The sequence below is a fragment of the Embleya sp. AB8 genome (assembly GCF_049739465.1).
GTDB lineage: Bacteria > Actinomycetota > Actinomycetes > Streptomycetales > Streptomycetaceae > Embleya.
The window spans coordinates 84,979-99,286 of sequence record NZ_JBMHHY010000011.1; the positions used below are offsets into that span (position 1 = coordinate 84,979).

Genomic DNA, 14,308 nt, shown 5'->3' on the forward strand with positions numbered 1-14,308 from the left:
CCATTTACTCGACCCGGCGGCGCGGTGCCGCGACGTCCCTCGATGCGTACGACCCGCCCCCCCCGCGCGCGCCCGAGGGTGACAGTCGTGGAAGTCGCCTGCGCCGGGCGCGCTGTGATCCCTAACGTGGATGGGTATCGCGCCCGGTGCACCCGCCTCAGGGGCCGCCGGATGACGTGGACGGTAAGTCCGACACGATCGGCGGCGGGGACTCCGGTACGCGTCGCAAGGACAAGGACAAGTGAGGCGATCGGTTGTGGCTACTGCGGACGAGGGCGGTGGGGCCGGGGGCGCGAAAGTCACGACTTGCTTGTCGGGTTGACCGTCGGCGCCGACGGTAGGGCCGGCGGGCGGTTCGCGGACGGCCTGTCGTATATGAAGGCGCGTGACCAGCGCACCGTTTGGCCGAAAGTGCCGGACCGGTGGTGGGAGTACGACGACACGCGGCACGGCACGTCGCCGATGTCCGCGGCGTGGATCGAGGGGGTGTCGACCGGGTTCGGCGCGCCCGTCATCGGCTTTCTGCTTCCGAAGGTCGTCAAGACCGTCGAGGACGCGGTGCCCGGCACGCCCCGCGATGGCAGGTGGTTGTACCCGTATCGGGAGGGGGCCGGTGGGCTCTCCTGTGCGCGGATCGGCTTCGGCGGCGACGACTTGGTGACCACGACCGCGGCTCGCGGGCCCGACGACCTCGCCGCCGAGTTCCTGGACGCGGTGTGGTGGTGGCGTCGGCATGGGCGGCCGGAAGCCGAAGGATTCGGGCTCACGGCCGCGGTGTGTGGTGACGGGACGACGACGCAACATGTGTGGTTCGGCGATCCGGACGGACGACGCTGGATCCAATAGGTGGCTGTGGGTGCGCCGTGGGGGCGGTTTAGGGTCCGGTGGAGTGCGGTGTGTTGCCGTGACGGGCGAGGGCGCCGGTGCCGTGTGGATGGCCGGCGGAAGGGGAGTGGGATGTCGCGGGACGCGTTGTTGTCGGAGTTTGTGGAGAAGACGGCCACGGGGTTCGAGGTTCCCGGTGTCGCGGTCGGGGTGTGGGCGGATGGGCGGGAGGTCTACGCGTGCCATGGCGTGACCAGCGTCGACAATCCGCTGCCTGTGGACCGGGACACCCTGTATGTACTGGGCTCGATCACGAAGTCCTTCACAGCGACCGCGCTGATGCGCCTGGTCGCGGAAGGGCGCGTGGAACTGGACGCGCCGGTACGGCGGTATGTGCCCGAGTTGGTGCTTCCCGATGAGCGGGCCGCGGCGGAGATCACCGTGTCGCAGTTGCTCAACCACACCTCCGGGCTGGACTGGCGGATGGGCGTCGACACCGGCGAGGGGGACGACGCGCTGACCGAGTACGTGGCGAAGATGGCCGAGTCGGAGTCGATCGCGCCGCCCGGTGCCCGGGCCTCCTACAGTCAGATGGGGTACAACCTGGCCGGGCGGATCATCGAGAAGGTCACCGGTCTGACCTATGAACAGGCCATCACCTCCCTGCTGTTCGAGCCGCTCGGGCTGTCGCACACCCTCTTCGCTGCCAATGACGTGATGACTCGACGGTTTGCGGTGGGACACAAACCCGGTGCGGACGGGGCGCCCGCCGTCGTGCGGAAATGGAAGGGCACCCGCGCCAACAACCCGGGCGGGGGCGGCGCATCCTCGGTGGCGGACCAGCTTCGCTGGGCCCGGTTCCATCTCGGCGACGGTCGTGCGCCGGACGGCACCCGGGTGTTGCCCGCCGAGGCCCTGCATCGGATGCGGGAGCAGACGGTCGAGCTGCCGGGCGGGGCACTCGGCGACGCGTTCGGGATCTGTTGGTTCCTGCGTGATGTGGAGGGCGTGCGTACGGTCGGGCACGGCGGGTCGGCCGACGGCCAGTTCGCCGAGCTGCTCATCGTGCCCGAACGCGATTTCGCCGTCGTCGTATTGTCCAATGCCGGCCCGGACAGCGGCCTCGCGGTCAATCAGGCGGTCGTCCGGTGGGCGCTCGAACACTACCTGGGAGTGGTCGACAAGGACTCGGAGCCGCTTCCGTACGACGCGGTGTGGGCCGGGGAGGTCGCCGGGACCTATGCCAACGAGATCATGACGCTCACCGTCGCTGTTGCCGGTGATGAGGGCGGGGCCGGAGCCGGGTTGACGATTGCCTGTGCGATCAAACCGGAGGTCCGGGCGGCGGCCGACGGCGAACTGCCGCCGGATCTGCCGCCGGCCGAACTCGGCCGGTTGCCCGGTGACGCGGACGAGTACATCGTCACCGGCGGCGGGCTGAACGGGCAGCGCGGCTTCTTCGGCCGCGACGACCGCGGTGCGGTCACCGGGATCGACCTCGCCGGGCGGTTGTTCGGCCGGGTTTCCATGCCTGCCGAATAGCCGAACAGCCGAATAGCCGAATAGCCGAACACCCGAACAGCCGGGTCCGGTCCCGGGGTTCGGGGAGCGGAGTTTGGTATTCGGCCTCCCCGGTTCCCCGGGTGGCCTTCGGGGCGATCCTGCCCCGAAGGCCGCCCATACGAGCGGCACACTACTTATTCGGCCGCCTGCCTCTGCCAGCGCGGCAGTGGACGGATGCTACGTCCCGGTGTCGGATGCTTCGGCGGGGTGGGTGGCGGCGTCTCGCCCGGAGTCGGTTGGTAAACTGAACTGAGTGCTCCGTGCCGATTCGGCGGCGATTTCCTCAGTCGAGTACGGCGGTGGCCTCGACCTCGACGAGGTGATCCGGCGCGTGCAGTGCCGCGACTCCCAGGAGCGAAGCCGGCGGTACCGGGGTGCCGCCCAACTTCGCGGCGGCCCGAGCGACCCCCTCCAGGAACAGGGGCAACTTGTCCGGCGTCCAGTCGACGACGTAGACGGTCAGCTTCGCCACGTCGTCGAAGGAGGCGCCGACCGCGGCCAGGGCGGTGCCGACGTTGAGGTAGCACTGCTCGACCTGGGCGGCGAGGTCGCCTGCGCCGACGGTGACGCCGTCGGCATCCCAGGCGACCTGCCCGGCGAGGAAGACCAGCTTCGACCCGGTCCCGATCGACACCTGCCGGTATGCATCGATCTTCGGCAGTCCGTTGGGGTCTACCAGGGTGATGGCCATGGTGTCCGCCTCCTTGTTTCCAGTGGTGTCGAGTGGTTTCGAGGTCCGGGAGCCCGTGGGCTCGCTTCGACCGACCGACCGAGAGGCTGTCGCGGTCCGCCGCGTTCCGTGGTGGTCCGTGGCGGCGGTCCTCGCCGGTCCCGGTGGTTACTCGGTAACCGTAGGAGAGTGGCGGCTGACGTGGAAGAACGCACTTTTCGGTGACTGGGGAACCTCCCGGTGACCACGCGGAAGTGTGCTTGTCCTCCGTCGGCTCAGGAACGTCGGTGGTAGGCCTTGTTGGCGATGCGCCAGCCCTCGTCGACGTGGACCAGCAGGAAAACGTCGGTGAAGGTGTCCGGGCCGTGCCGGAGGGTCATGGTCGCGGTCGCGACGGTGCCGTGGACGTCGACGGTGTCGATCCGGCGGGAGCGGGTCGCCTCGTCCGGGGCCGGCCGACCGGGGAAGAGCGCGCAGTAATCGTCCAGGGGCCACGAGACGAATGCGCCGTCCCGGATCCCTTCGATGTGCGCGCCGGGCAGGAACGCGTCGCGGAAGTGGGCGGGTTCGCCGGTGGCGTGTCCGCGGATGTAGGCGCGCAGCGGTTCGAGTACGGCGTCACCCACGGCGGGGACCGTGGCGGCTACCGCGATGTCGGCCTCGGGGGCTGCGGGTGTGTCGGCCAGTTCGGCCGCGCTGGGCAGGGGCGTGTCCGACGCGGCGGCCAGCAGCGCGAGGTCCTTGGCCAGTGCGCCGATCGTGAAGTCGGCGGGGCCGGTGGTCGGTTGGCCGGCGAGGAGGCTTCGCTTTCGGGCGACGAGTCCGCCGAGTAGGCCCAGTTCGAGGATGTCCAACACCTGGGCGCGGGGCAGGCCCAGGGCGTCGGCCTGCCGGAGTGAGTCGCGCAGTGCGAGGACGGCGCCGGCGAGGCTGCTGTTGGCAACCAACTTGAGCGCGGCGGCGGTGGCGGCGTCGTCCACGCGCCGTACGGTGCCGAGCACTTCCAACACCGGGCGGGCCCGGTCGAACGCGCCCTGGTCGGCGGCGGCGAGAATCCGCAGGGTGCCGGCGGCGACAGCCGGCACGGAACCGAGTACGGGCGCGTGCACGTAGGACGGGCCGAGTCGGCGAGCCAACTGCGCTGCTTCGGCGGGGGCGATGGTGCCGGTGTTCAGCACGATGGCGTCCGGGCGCAGCGAGTCGTGGATCCGGTCGACGACCTGTTGGCAGGCCGGGCCGTCGAACAGCGCCAGGAGCACGATGTCGGCCTTCGCGACGGCGTGGTTCGGGTCGTCGGCCGTGTCGACGGTGCCCGCCGCGCGTCGCCCGGAGCGGGTCCAGGCGACGACGTCCCAATCGAGGTCGGCGAGTCGGGTCGCGATCGCGGCGCCCATGCGGCCCAGGCCGAGGACGGCGACGGTGTGCGAAGTGGTCATGTGTTCCAGAGTGGGGGATCCCAATGACTGCGACAAGCGCATATCTCGCAGAGGAGTATTGCGAGATTCGCATGGCTGGGGCCCATACTTGCACCATGGAACTGACCGTGTGGCGGGCGTTCGTGACGGTGTGCCGGCTCGGGTCGTTGTCGGCGGCGGCCGACGAGCTCGGGCATACGCAGTCGGCGGTATCCCGGCAGATCGCCGGACTGGAGCGCGAGCTCGGCGTGCCGTTGCTGGAGCGCCATGCGCGCGGCGTGCGGCCGACGCCGGCCGGCGAGGTGTTCCGTCGGCACGCCCTGCTCGCACTCGACGAGGCCGACCGCGCCGTCCGTGCCGTACGCGATGCCCGTGACGGATCGCTCGGTCGGCCGCTGGCGGTCGGTGCGACGCCGTCCCTGGCCGCCGGGATCGTGCCGGCGGCGATCCGCCGCCTGCTGGACGCGGCCGGACCCATCCCATGGAGCCTGTTGCCCGGACTGAGCACCCGACTGCACGACCGGGTGATCGCCGGTGATCTCGACGTCGCGGTTGTCACGGACGCACCACCCGGGCTGCCCACCGACCCGCGGGTCGAACGATGGTTCCTGGGGATGGACGACATGGTCGTTGTACTACCCATCGGCCATCCGCTGGCCGGGAACGGCCCGGTACGCATTCGGGCACTGGCCGGGGAGACCTGGGTCGAGGACAACGACGGCTCGGCGGCGCTGCTGCGCCAACACGCCGCCCGCGCCGGAGTCACCGCCCGGATCGACCTCACCGCGGCCGACCTGGTCGGGAAGGTGGCGTTGGTGGCAACCGGTCACGCGATCGCGCTGGTTCCGGGCGTGCTCGCGAGCGCACTGCGCGCCGACGTCACCACGGTGGCCCTCGTCGATCCCCCGACCCGCGGCATCTACACGCTCACCCCACGCCGCGACCCACACCCGAGCGCGGCCCCCCTACTCGAAGAACTCGCAACGGCCTTCGACTCGGCGCCCGGTGGCGTGCGGACGAGGCGGGCCGCCGACGACGGGGGAGGGCGACCCTGACCCGCGGTCCGCCCCCGCCCCAACTGTCGCGCTCGCACGGCGACCCGCATCCTTCGCGTCTCGCCACCGGACCGCCGCGTCCCGGCGGCGGTCTCCTGTCGAGGTCATGCCGTCCCACCTGCGCCACCGGATGGACCTGCTGCGCATCACCGCCGTCCACCCACCCGAGAACGGCGACGCCCCACCGGTCGACACGCAGGTCTTCACGGACCTGAGCACCACCATCCACGCCCGTGCGGAACTCCGTTTCGACTACGTGCAGGACCGGAAGGCCGCAACCGCAGCCGGGCAGCAGCGCCGCCGGGTGCAGCCCCACCACCTGGTCGCCTGGCGCGGCCACTGGTACCTCCTGGCCTGGGACCTCGACCGCGACGACTGGCGAACCTTCCGCGTCGACCGCATACACCCGCGCATATCGACCGGACCCCGCTTCACCCTGCGCGAACTGCCCGGAGGCGACGTGCCCGCGTTCATCACCAGCCGATTCCGCGGCTCGGACGACATCACCACCGACTGGCCCTGCCGAGGCGAAGTCGTCCTCGGCTCCTGGTCATGGACCGGCCTGGCAGCCGCCATCGGCGGCTTCGACCGGACGTCGAAGTCATCGGCCCACCCGAACTCAACGCCGCCTTCGCCCACCTCGCCACCCGCTACGCCAACGCCGCCCGCACAACCATCCCGTCCTGACCGATCGGGTGCTGCATCAGGGATCGCCATGCGACGGAGGGGAGGCCGATCCTGACGCGCGGTTCGGGCGGGGCTCGTTCTTGGGGGTCGGTGTGCGCCGGTACGTCCTCGTGAGCCGGTTACCGCGCTTGGCGCGGCCGGTAGTTTGGGCCGGGAGGTGTCTCGCCGATCCCGAGTCGTGAGGGGACGACACGAGTGCTCGACCGGAGCAGCTGCCGCCGCGGACGATCCGCCGGGTTCGTCGCGCGTTGGACGCGGAGCAGCTTGTGGAGTTCGAGAACGAACTCGCGGACGCGGAACTGGATGCGGTGGAGAACCTACTCTTCCTGTGGTGGGGTATCGCCGCCCTCGGGCACGACCCGCAGGTGATCGCCGATCTGCGCGCCGCGGACGCGGGCACACTGGAAACTCGCCCGGCCGACCCGGTCGGCGACGAGGCCGAGGGGTGGTCCGGCCGGGTGGCAGAGTTCTGATGTACCGGATCGAGTACACCGATCCACCGCAGGCCGAGGTGCGGGCGATGGATGCGAAGACGCGAGCCACGTTCGTTGCCCGCTGAACCCACGGCGGCGGCAAGTCAGCAAGTCTCGTATATGTGGCTCGGGTTTCCCGTTGGGGTCAGGTTGCGGTCGCGGAGGATGATCGAGAGGTTGTTGCCCCAGGCCCGGCAGGACGCCGTGAAGTAGGGCTTTGTGTATTCGATGACGAAGACCCGGTTTTCGTAGGCCTTCGCGAAGGCGCCGCATTCGTCGTACTGGCCGCACTGTTCCGAGATCGCGAAGTCGAAGCCGACGTAGGTGCTGCGGTCGAGCAGTTCGGCGCCGTTCTTCTGGGCGATCGCGAGGCCGTCGGCGTGTGCGCGGACGGCGAGCAGGCGGGCGAAGGCGACGTCGTCGGCCGGCTTCAGGAGGTTGTGGGAGCGGCTGTACGACTCGTAGTTGTCCGGGTCAACGGCCTGGAAGCCCGCGCGGGCGCAGCCGTCGATCCACTCGCCGATGATCGCGGCGAGGGCGGTGCGTTTGGCCTCCGTGGAGATGTCGAGTACGGCCTCGTTCCACTCCGTGTCCATCACCACGCCGTGGCCGTCGCGCAGCAGCAGGTCCGGGTGTTCGCGCTGCCACCAGTCGAGCGCGTCGGGCTGGGCCTGGAAGCCGTTGAGGTAGCAGATGTTGTACAGGCCCAGCTCGGGACGCGCGGTGCGGTCGCGGGAGATGGCGCGGACGCCGGACGGCGGGGCGTACGGGCCGCCGAGTTGGTAGTCGAAGCGGGTGTGCGGCTCGGGTCGGACGACGTTGCCGGGAGGGGACGCGGGAACGGGAGCGGGCGCCGCCGAACCCGGCGTGGCATCGGCACCGGCGGTGGCGGTGGCAGTGGCCTCGGCGCGGGCCTCGGTGCCGCCACCGGTACCTGCATCGGTCCCGCCGCCGCTCGACCCGCAGCCCGCCAGCACGGCCGTCAGCAACATCCCCACGCCGGCGAGGACGAGCTTGCGGCCGCGGCGGGCCGAGGTGTGACGGATGTTCATGGTTCCTTCGGTTTTCGGTTCTTGGTCTTCAGGTCTTCAGGTCTTCGGTCTTCAGGTCTTCGGGAGAGGGCTCGGGAAACGACGGTGCGCAGCGCAGTGCGCGGAACGCGTCCCATCCTCTCCCGCCCGTCGTGAGGAACTCGTGAGCGCGGCAGGTGGGCGTCCGGTCGTAGGCTCTGCTCCGGAACGGACCCCGTCGGGGGGACCGGCGGTCCCCGGGGGTGGGTCATGCGTGTGTTGCTGGTCGAGGACGAACCCGATCTGCGGGCGGTGATCGAATCCGGGCTGCGCGCGGGCGGATTCGTGGTGGACGCCGTCGCCGACTGGCCCGAGGCGGACGAGCTGGTCGCGCGTACCGACTACGACTGCGTGGTGCTCGACCGGCTGCTGCCGTTCGGCGACGCCATGTACGAGCTGCGCGCCAAGCGCCGCGCGGGCTGGTCGACGCCGGTGCTCTTCCTCAGCGCGCTGCATACGCTGCCGGATCGGATCGCCGGGTTGGAACACGGCGCGGACGACTACCTGGCCAAGCCCTTCGCGATGGCCGAACTCGTACTGCGGGTACGCAGCCTCGCCCGCCGCGCCGGCGAGCGGCTGCCGGTCTTCCTGCGCTGCGCCGACCTCGAACTCGACCTGTCCCGACGCGAGGTACGCCGCGACGGGATCCTGCTGTCGCTCTCGCCGAAGGAGTTCGCCGTACTGCACGTCCTGCTCGTGCGGCAGAACGAAGTGGTCGGCAAGGGCGACCTGTTCAAGCAGTGCTGGGACGATCTGGCCGACCCGGTATCCAATGTCGTCGACGCCGTGGTGGCCGGACTGCGCCGCAAGCTCGGCAGTCCGCCGCTGGTGCACACCGTCTGGGGGCAGGGCTTTCGGATGAGCGCGCCGTGAGGGGCCGGATATGGGGAGCCAGGAAGCGCCGACCGGCCGCGTCACCCGCGTCACCCGCGTCGCCCGCGCGCAAGGCGCTGGCCCGGCTGCGGATCCGGCTGACGATCGCGTACACCCTGATCACCGTCGTCGGGCTCGCCGTGTTGTCGGCGGTGGCGATCAAGACCGACGCCGACTCGCGCCGAACCGGCGAATTCGAGGCGTTGCAGCGGCGGGTGGCGGTCGTCCGGTCGCTCATCTACTACGAGGACGGGCGGCTTCGGCTCGACGGGCTCGCGGACGACGACGCGACCGACGGCGGTCTGCCGGTCCTGGTGCTGGCCACCCAGCCGGACGGCACGCTGCGTCCGCTGTTCACGGCCGGACACCCGGGCGTCGCGCCGGCCCGGCTGCGCGCGGTCGCGGACGACGCGCTGGGCAGTGACGATGTGGCCACCGCCGAGGGGCGGGACGACGCCGGGCGGGCGCGGTACTTCCTGGCCGCGCCGTTCTACCAGGACGGCACCACGCACCAGGTCGGCGTGGTCGCGGCGGTCGGCGACCCCGCGCGGGGGGCCGCCGCGCACCGCCGGCTGGTGGCCGCGTTGCTCGTCGGGTGTGCGGCGCTGACCGCGGCGGGCGCGGCGCTCGGTTATCTGCTGGCCCGGCGGAGCATGCGACCGGCCTGGCAGGCGCAGGAGCAGCAGGAGCGGCTCCTGGCCGATGCCGCCCACGAGTTGCGTACCCCGGTCGCGGTGATCCGCGGCGCGGTGGACCTGGCCAACGACGCCCCGGGCGCGCTGGCCGAACACCTGCCCCGGATCGGTACCGCCTCCCACCGCCTCGCCGACGTGGTCGAGCACCTGCTGACCCGGGCCCGACTCCAGGCGGGCGTACACCAACCCCGACTCGAGGCCCTGCGCCTGGACCAACTCGTGGAAACCGTCTGCGCGGAACTGCCGCCCGGCGCCCACCGGGTACAGCTGGACCTGGCCGACTCGGTGGTCTCGGCGGACGCGGGCCTGGTCCGCGCGGCGGTACGCAACCTGCTGGACAACGCGGTACGGCACGGCGCTGGCACGCCGGGGGCGGGCGACGCGGAGATCACCGTCTCGGTACGCGGCCCGGTGGTTACCGTCGCCGATCGTGGGCCGGGCGTGGCGGCGGCGGACGTACCCAGGGTGTTCGAGCGTTTCCAGTCGCCGGGTGGCAGTACCGGGATCGGCCTGTCGCTGACCCAGTGGGTCGCGGACGCGCACGGCGGGGACATCCGGGTCGAGCAACGGCCCGGCGGTGGGGCGGTGTTCGTACTGCGCCTGGCGCCCGGGGAGCGGGTGCGCGGGCGCGTGCGCTCACGAATTCCTCATGGGCGGGCCCGGACGATGTGACTGCCCCGTACGCGTGCCGCGCGGGGCGGTCCGCGATGCGCCGTGGCAAGGGAGCCCCCGATGAACGTCCGTCCGCCCGTCCCGAGGACCGTTTCGACGGTCCGGATCGTCCGAGGTGTCCGCAGACTCGTCCTGGTCGGTTCGGCGGTCGCGCTGACCACGACCGTGCTCACCGGGTGCTCGGCCGCCCGGACCGTCGACGGGCGCGACGGCGAACCGGTCGCCAAGGCCGTGCCGCCGTCGGGCACTCCCGGCGCGCCGGGGGTCAAGCGCCCGGACGGGGCCGAGTTGCTGGTCGACCGCGACGGCACGAACAGCGCGCAGAATCCGGCCTTCTCCCCGGACGGCGCGTCGATGGTGTTCACCGTCTTCCACAGCGGCTACAACGCGGGCGGTGCGGCGCTGCGGGTGCTGCCGGCGGGCGGCGGGCCGGCCCGGACGCTGCTCGACGAACCCGACAAGGCCGCGGTGAACCTGCCGGGCACCAGCTGGCATGCCACGGGCGGGATCACGTTCGCCTCCGACCGGGCGGGCGCCCCGGAGGAGATCTGGGTGGTCAAGCCCGACGGCGGCGAACCGGTACGGGTGACCCGGCACAGCGGCCCGTCGACCTACCTGGAGCCGAGCTTCTCGCCCGCCGGCGACTGGATCGTCTTCCAGGAGGCCACCCCGGCGGTCGAGGCCAAGCCGCTGCCGGACGGCGGCGAACTGGGCTCCCTGTGGAAGGTCCGCCCCGACGGCACCGGCCTGGTCCGCCTGCTCGACGGCCCGGCCACCGCCACCGACAACCGCCAGCCCAACTGGTCCCCGAAGGGCGATCGTGTGGTCTTCCAACGCCGCGCGAAGAACGCCCAGTCGTGGGCGCTGTATGTGCTGAACTCCGACGGGACGGGGCTGCGCCGGGTGACCCACGACGTGGGCGAACACACCGACGCGACCTGGTCACCGGACGGCCGCTCGCTGGTCTTCTCCTCGACGGCGGGCGGCCTGGAGATCCCCCAGGTCTTCGTCGCGAACGCGGACACCGGCGACGTGAAGCGGGTGACCCACAACGACACCGGCTACGACGGCGCGCCGAGCTGGTCCCCCGACGGCAAATGGATCGCCTTCGAATCCCACCCGGGCGCCGCGGACGCCCCGACCTCCCTGTGGCGAATCCCGGCCCCGGCGTAACCCCTGCGGCCGGCCCCGGCGGGGGCGACAAATTGCGGCCGGCGAACGGTTGTTTGTGGTGCGTCAGGACGGCGCGGCAGGCGCGGCGCGCGGGTTCGTGGCCCCGTCGGGCCATCCACCGACCAGGACGCCCTGGACCGGGTCACCTCCGCACACGCCGAGGCGATCGACGAGATCATCCTCCGGAACGGCAACCGACCGCCGCCGCCCGGCCCACGACCTCGCGCGCCTCATGTCGCGAAGGCTTCCTCGATCAGGTCGCGCAGTTGGGCGCGGGCGGTGATGCCCAGTTTGGGGAAGCTGCGGTAGAGGTGGGAGCCGACCGTGCGCGGGGACAGGAAGAGCCGTTCGGCGATTTCGCGGTTGGTCAGGCCTCGGGCGGCGAGGCGGATGATCTGCTGCTGCTGCGGGGAGAGTTCGGCCAGGGCGTCGGGGGTCGAGTGCGCCACGTCCAGGCCGGCGGCGCGAGCTTCGCTGCGGGCACGCTCGATCCAGGGGCGGGCGCCCAGGCGGCGGAAAGTTTCGAGGGCGTCGGTGAGTGGTGCTCGGGCCTCGGCGATGCGTCGGCGGCGGCGCAGCCATTCGGCGAAGTCCAGTCGGGTCTGGGCACGTTCGAACGGCCAGCGGTCCAGTTCGGGGTCGGCCAGCGCGGCCCGGAAGTGGGCCTCGGCCGCCGCGCCGTCCGCCAGCAGCCCGCGTGCCCGATCGAGCAGCGCGCGCAACCGCGGTGACGCGTTGTCGCCGAGCGTGCGGGCCGAACGTTCGACGAGCGCGGCGGCCTCCGCGCGGCGGCCACACCGCACCGCTGCGGCGGCCAGGTCCGCGATCGCCGGGTACGACGCGTGGTAGTGCACCGGATCACCATCCGCCGTGAAGGCCATCCGGAGTTGGCCGTACGCCGTCTCGTACGCGCCCTCCGCGACCGCCGCCGCGCCGAGCGCACGTCGCGCGTACACCGCCACCGAGCGGCTCTCCGCCGGATCGATCAGCCCCAGTGCCTCCTCGGCCCGGGCCCGAGCCGCCGGCGCGGCACCCTGGAAGGCGAGCACGATGGCATCCACCACGGCGGCGCACGCCACCGCGTGGTCCAGACCGACCCGGGAGCCGACCGCGACGGTACGGGCGCAGCCCACCCGGGCCTGTTCCCACCGGCCCTGCTCGACATAGGCCCAGGCCGCCGCACCGCCCAGCCCCTCCGGCAGCGGCCCCTGCAACCGCCAACGATCGGTGGCCTCGTCGTACGCCCGCACCGCCAACGGGGTCTCGTCGAGCAGCCAGGCCATGATCGCCAGCGTGCTGAGCCGCTCCGGCCGGCGCCCGGCCTCGGCGGCCAACTCGGGGAGCAGGGCGACCAGTTCGGCCCGGTCGTGGAAGGGATCCGACACCGCCCGTACCCACACCCGCAACCACGCGTGCGACGCCTGCTCGGGCACCCGCGCCAACACGTCCCGGATGCACCGCCGTTGACCCGCGTCCCCGGAGTAGAAGCCCGCCACGGCGGCGCCGGCCAACAGGTCGAGCGCGGTGTCCGGCCGGGAGGTCGCCGACTGCTCGGCGGCGTCGACGAGTCGGGAGAAGACCACGGAGTGGCGCACGGTCAACGCCGCGAGCCGCCCGACCTGCACGGCGGCGCCGGCCAACAGCGCCGCGTCGTCGGTCCGCGCACGGGCCGCGTCGGCCAGTTCCTCGACCCAGGCCAGGTCACCGGTGAACACGGCCGCCTCGGCAGCCGCCACCAGGAACCGGGCGGATTCCGCGCGGTCCGGGGTCAGTTCGGCGGCGCGCTGCAGGGCGCCGGCCGCCGCCGCGTACCCACCCCGGCGCCGCGCCCGGTCGGCGGTTCGGGCCAACTCGGCCGCCACCGCCGGGTCCGGACCCGACGCGGCGGCGGCCAGGTGCCAGGCGCGCCGATCCGGCTCGTCCCGCAACAGTTCGGCGAGTGTGAGGTGGGCCGCGCGGCGCGCGTCGAACGAGGCCGCGTGGTAGAGGGCGGAGCGCACGAGCGGATGGCGGAACCGTACGTCGCGATCGTTGCGCCGGATCAGCCCGGCCCACTCGGCCGGCCGCCATGCGTCGTCCGCCGCGCCCGGCAGCCCGGCCGAGACGGCGAGCGCCGAGTCGACCGTGTCCATCGCGGCCAGGAGCAGCAGGGCCCGCGTGGTGGCGGCCGGGAGGTCGTCCAGGCGCGCGGCGTAGAGGCGTTCCAGGCGGTCGGTCAGCGGGAGCGGACCTGCGGCCGGCAACTCCCCGGCGGCGTCGGGTGCGGCCGCCGCCCGGGCGAGTTCGGCCAGTGCGAGGGGGTTGCCGGCGGCCTGGTCCAGAATCCGAGCCCGGGTCTGGCCGGTGGGCCGGGTGGTCGGTTGCAGGTCGAGCAGCCGATCGGCCGAGGCGGCGTCGAGCGGTCCGAGGGTGAGCGTCGGGACGTGCCGGTCGAAGCCGGGAAGCCGGTCGCGCGCGCCGACCAGCAGCGTGACGGGGTCGTCGGCCAGCCGTGCGGCGGCGAAGGACAGCGCGTCCAGGGACGCCCGGTCGAACCACTGCGCGTCGTCCAGTACGACGACCACCCGGCCCTGATCGCCCAGGGCGGAGAACAGGCCCAGCACGGCGATCCCGACCGCCATCGGGTCGGGCGTCGGGCCGGGCGCTGTGGCTGGGCCGGTGCCGGGTCCGGTGCCGAACGCGTCGTACAGCGTGGTGCGTTGGCGTTGTGGCAGCGCGGCCAGCTCGGGGCGTACCGGGCGCAGTAGCCGGTGCAGCGCGGCGAAGGCGAGGCCGGCCTCCGACGCGCTGCCGTCGGCCCGCAGTACGCGAGCGCCGCGCGCCCGGGCCCGCCGCGCGGCGGCGTCGAGGAGCACGGACTTGCCGGTGCCGGCCTCGCCGACGAGGACCACCACCGGGTCGCCGGAGGCCGCGTCCACGGCACGCCACAGGCGGGCCGACTCCGCGTCCCGGCCGACGATCGGCACGTCGGCGCCCGGGTTCCCCGCGTGATCGGCCACGGTGTCGCCGCCAGGAATCATCCGTCCTCGATTCGTCGATTCGTCCGGAGCCGCCGTCTCGCGATGTCCTGCCCAGATTAGGCCCGGCGGGGCCCGCGCGGGTGCAGTCACCTGACGGATACCGCGCGGGTGCGGGCC

Annotated in this window: 12 protein-coding genes; 8 read left to right on the forward strand and 4 right to left on the reverse strand. The window is 72.4% G+C overall.

Annotated elements, in window-relative coordinates; genetic code table 11:
- The first annotated feature begins 306 nt into the window (after positions 1–306).
- A complete protein-coding gene (locus tag ABIA38_RS17345; protein WP_424639558.1) occupies positions 307–846 on the forward strand; it encodes a hypothetical protein in 540 nt (179 codons plus the stop codon).
- 111 nt (positions 847–957) lie between these two features.
- Positions 958–2,367, forward strand: coding sequence for a serine hydrolase domain-containing protein (locus tag ABIA38_RS17350; RefSeq protein WP_424639559.1), 1,410 nt, complete (start codon positions 958–960; stop codon positions 2,365–2,367).
- A 304-nt stretch (positions 2,368–2,671) separates the two neighbouring features.
- Here ABIA38_RS17350 and ABIA38_RS17355 read toward each other — a convergent pair whose 3' ends face one another.
- Positions 2,672–3,079 carry a RidA family protein gene (locus ABIA38_RS17355; RefSeq protein ID WP_424639560.1) on the reverse strand — a complete coding sequence of 136 codons (408 nt, stop codon included), beginning with the start codon at positions 3,077–3,079 and terminating at the stop codon, positions 2,672–2,674.
- A gap of 254 nt (positions 3,080–3,333) precedes the next feature.
- Positions 3,334–4,494, reverse strand: coding sequence for a nuclear transport factor 2 family protein (locus tag ABIA38_RS17360; protein ID WP_424639561.1), 1,161 nt, complete (start codon positions 4,492–4,494; stop codon positions 3,334–3,336).
- Between the two features lie 95 nt (positions 4,495–4,589).
- Between ABIA38_RS17360 and ABIA38_RS17365 the strand changes: the two genes are divergently transcribed.
- From ABIA38_RS17365 to ABIA38_RS17375, 3 genes are all read left to right on the forward strand, one after another.
- Positions 4,590–5,528: a LysR family transcriptional regulator gene (locus ABIA38_RS17365; protein ID WP_424639562.1), complete on the forward strand. Its 939-nt coding sequence runs from the start codon at positions 4,590–4,592 to the stop codon at positions 5,526–5,528.
- 130 nt (positions 5,529–5,658) lie between these two features.
- Positions 5,659–6,270, forward strand: coding sequence for a helix-turn-helix transcriptional regulator (locus tag ABIA38_RS17370; RefSeq protein WP_424639563.1), 612 nt, complete (start codon positions 5,659–5,661; stop codon positions 6,268–6,270).
- A 211-nt stretch (positions 6,271–6,481) separates the two neighbouring features.
- Complete coding sequence (locus ABIA38_RS17375) at positions 6,482–6,688, forward strand: hypothetical protein (RefSeq protein WP_424639564.1); 207 nt, start codon at positions 6,482–6,484, stop codon at positions 6,686–6,688.
- Between the two features lie 104 nt (positions 6,689–6,792).
- Here ABIA38_RS17375 and ABIA38_RS17380 read toward each other — a convergent pair whose 3' ends face one another.
- The gene (locus ABIA38_RS17380) at positions 6,793–7,740 is read right to left on the reverse strand and encodes an endo alpha-1,4 polygalactosaminidase (protein ID WP_424639565.1); all 948 of its coding nucleotides are present in this window, start codon (positions 7,738–7,740) and stop codon (positions 6,793–6,795) included.
- Between the two features lie 228 nt (positions 7,741–7,968).
- On the opposite strand from ABIA38_RS17380, the gene ABIA38_RS17385 reads away from it, so the two are divergent.
- Genes ABIA38_RS17385 through ABIA38_RS17395 form a run of 3 tightly spaced genes read left to right on the forward strand, consistent with a single transcriptional unit; the run spans position 7,969 to position 11,171 of the window.
- A complete protein-coding gene (locus ABIA38_RS17385; protein WP_424639566.1) occupies positions 7,969–8,631 on the forward strand; it encodes a response regulator transcription factor in 663 nt (220 codons plus the stop codon).
- The gene (locus ABIA38_RS17390; protein WP_424639567.1) at positions 8,628–9,998 is read left to right on the forward strand and encodes a sensor histidine kinase; all 1,371 of its coding nucleotides are present in this window, start codon (positions 8,628–8,630) and stop codon (positions 9,996–9,998) included. The genes ABIA38_RS17385 and ABIA38_RS17390 overlap by 4 nt, the downstream gene beginning before the upstream one ends.
- A 60-nt stretch (positions 9,999–10,058) precedes the next feature.
- Positions 10,059–11,171: a hypothetical protein gene (locus ABIA38_RS17395; RefSeq protein ID WP_424639568.1), complete on the forward strand. Its 1,113-nt coding sequence runs from the start codon at positions 10,059–10,061 to the stop codon at positions 11,169–11,171.
- Positions 11,172–11,401: 230 nt separating this feature from the next.
- Here ABIA38_RS17395 and ABIA38_RS17400 read toward each other — a convergent pair whose 3' ends face one another.
- On the reverse strand, positions 11,402–14,191 hold the full coding sequence (locus tag ABIA38_RS17400; RefSeq protein WP_424639569.1) for an AAA family ATPase: 2,790 nt from the start codon (positions 14,189–14,191) through the stop codon (positions 11,402–11,404).
- Positions 14,192–14,308 lie beyond the last annotated feature (117 nt).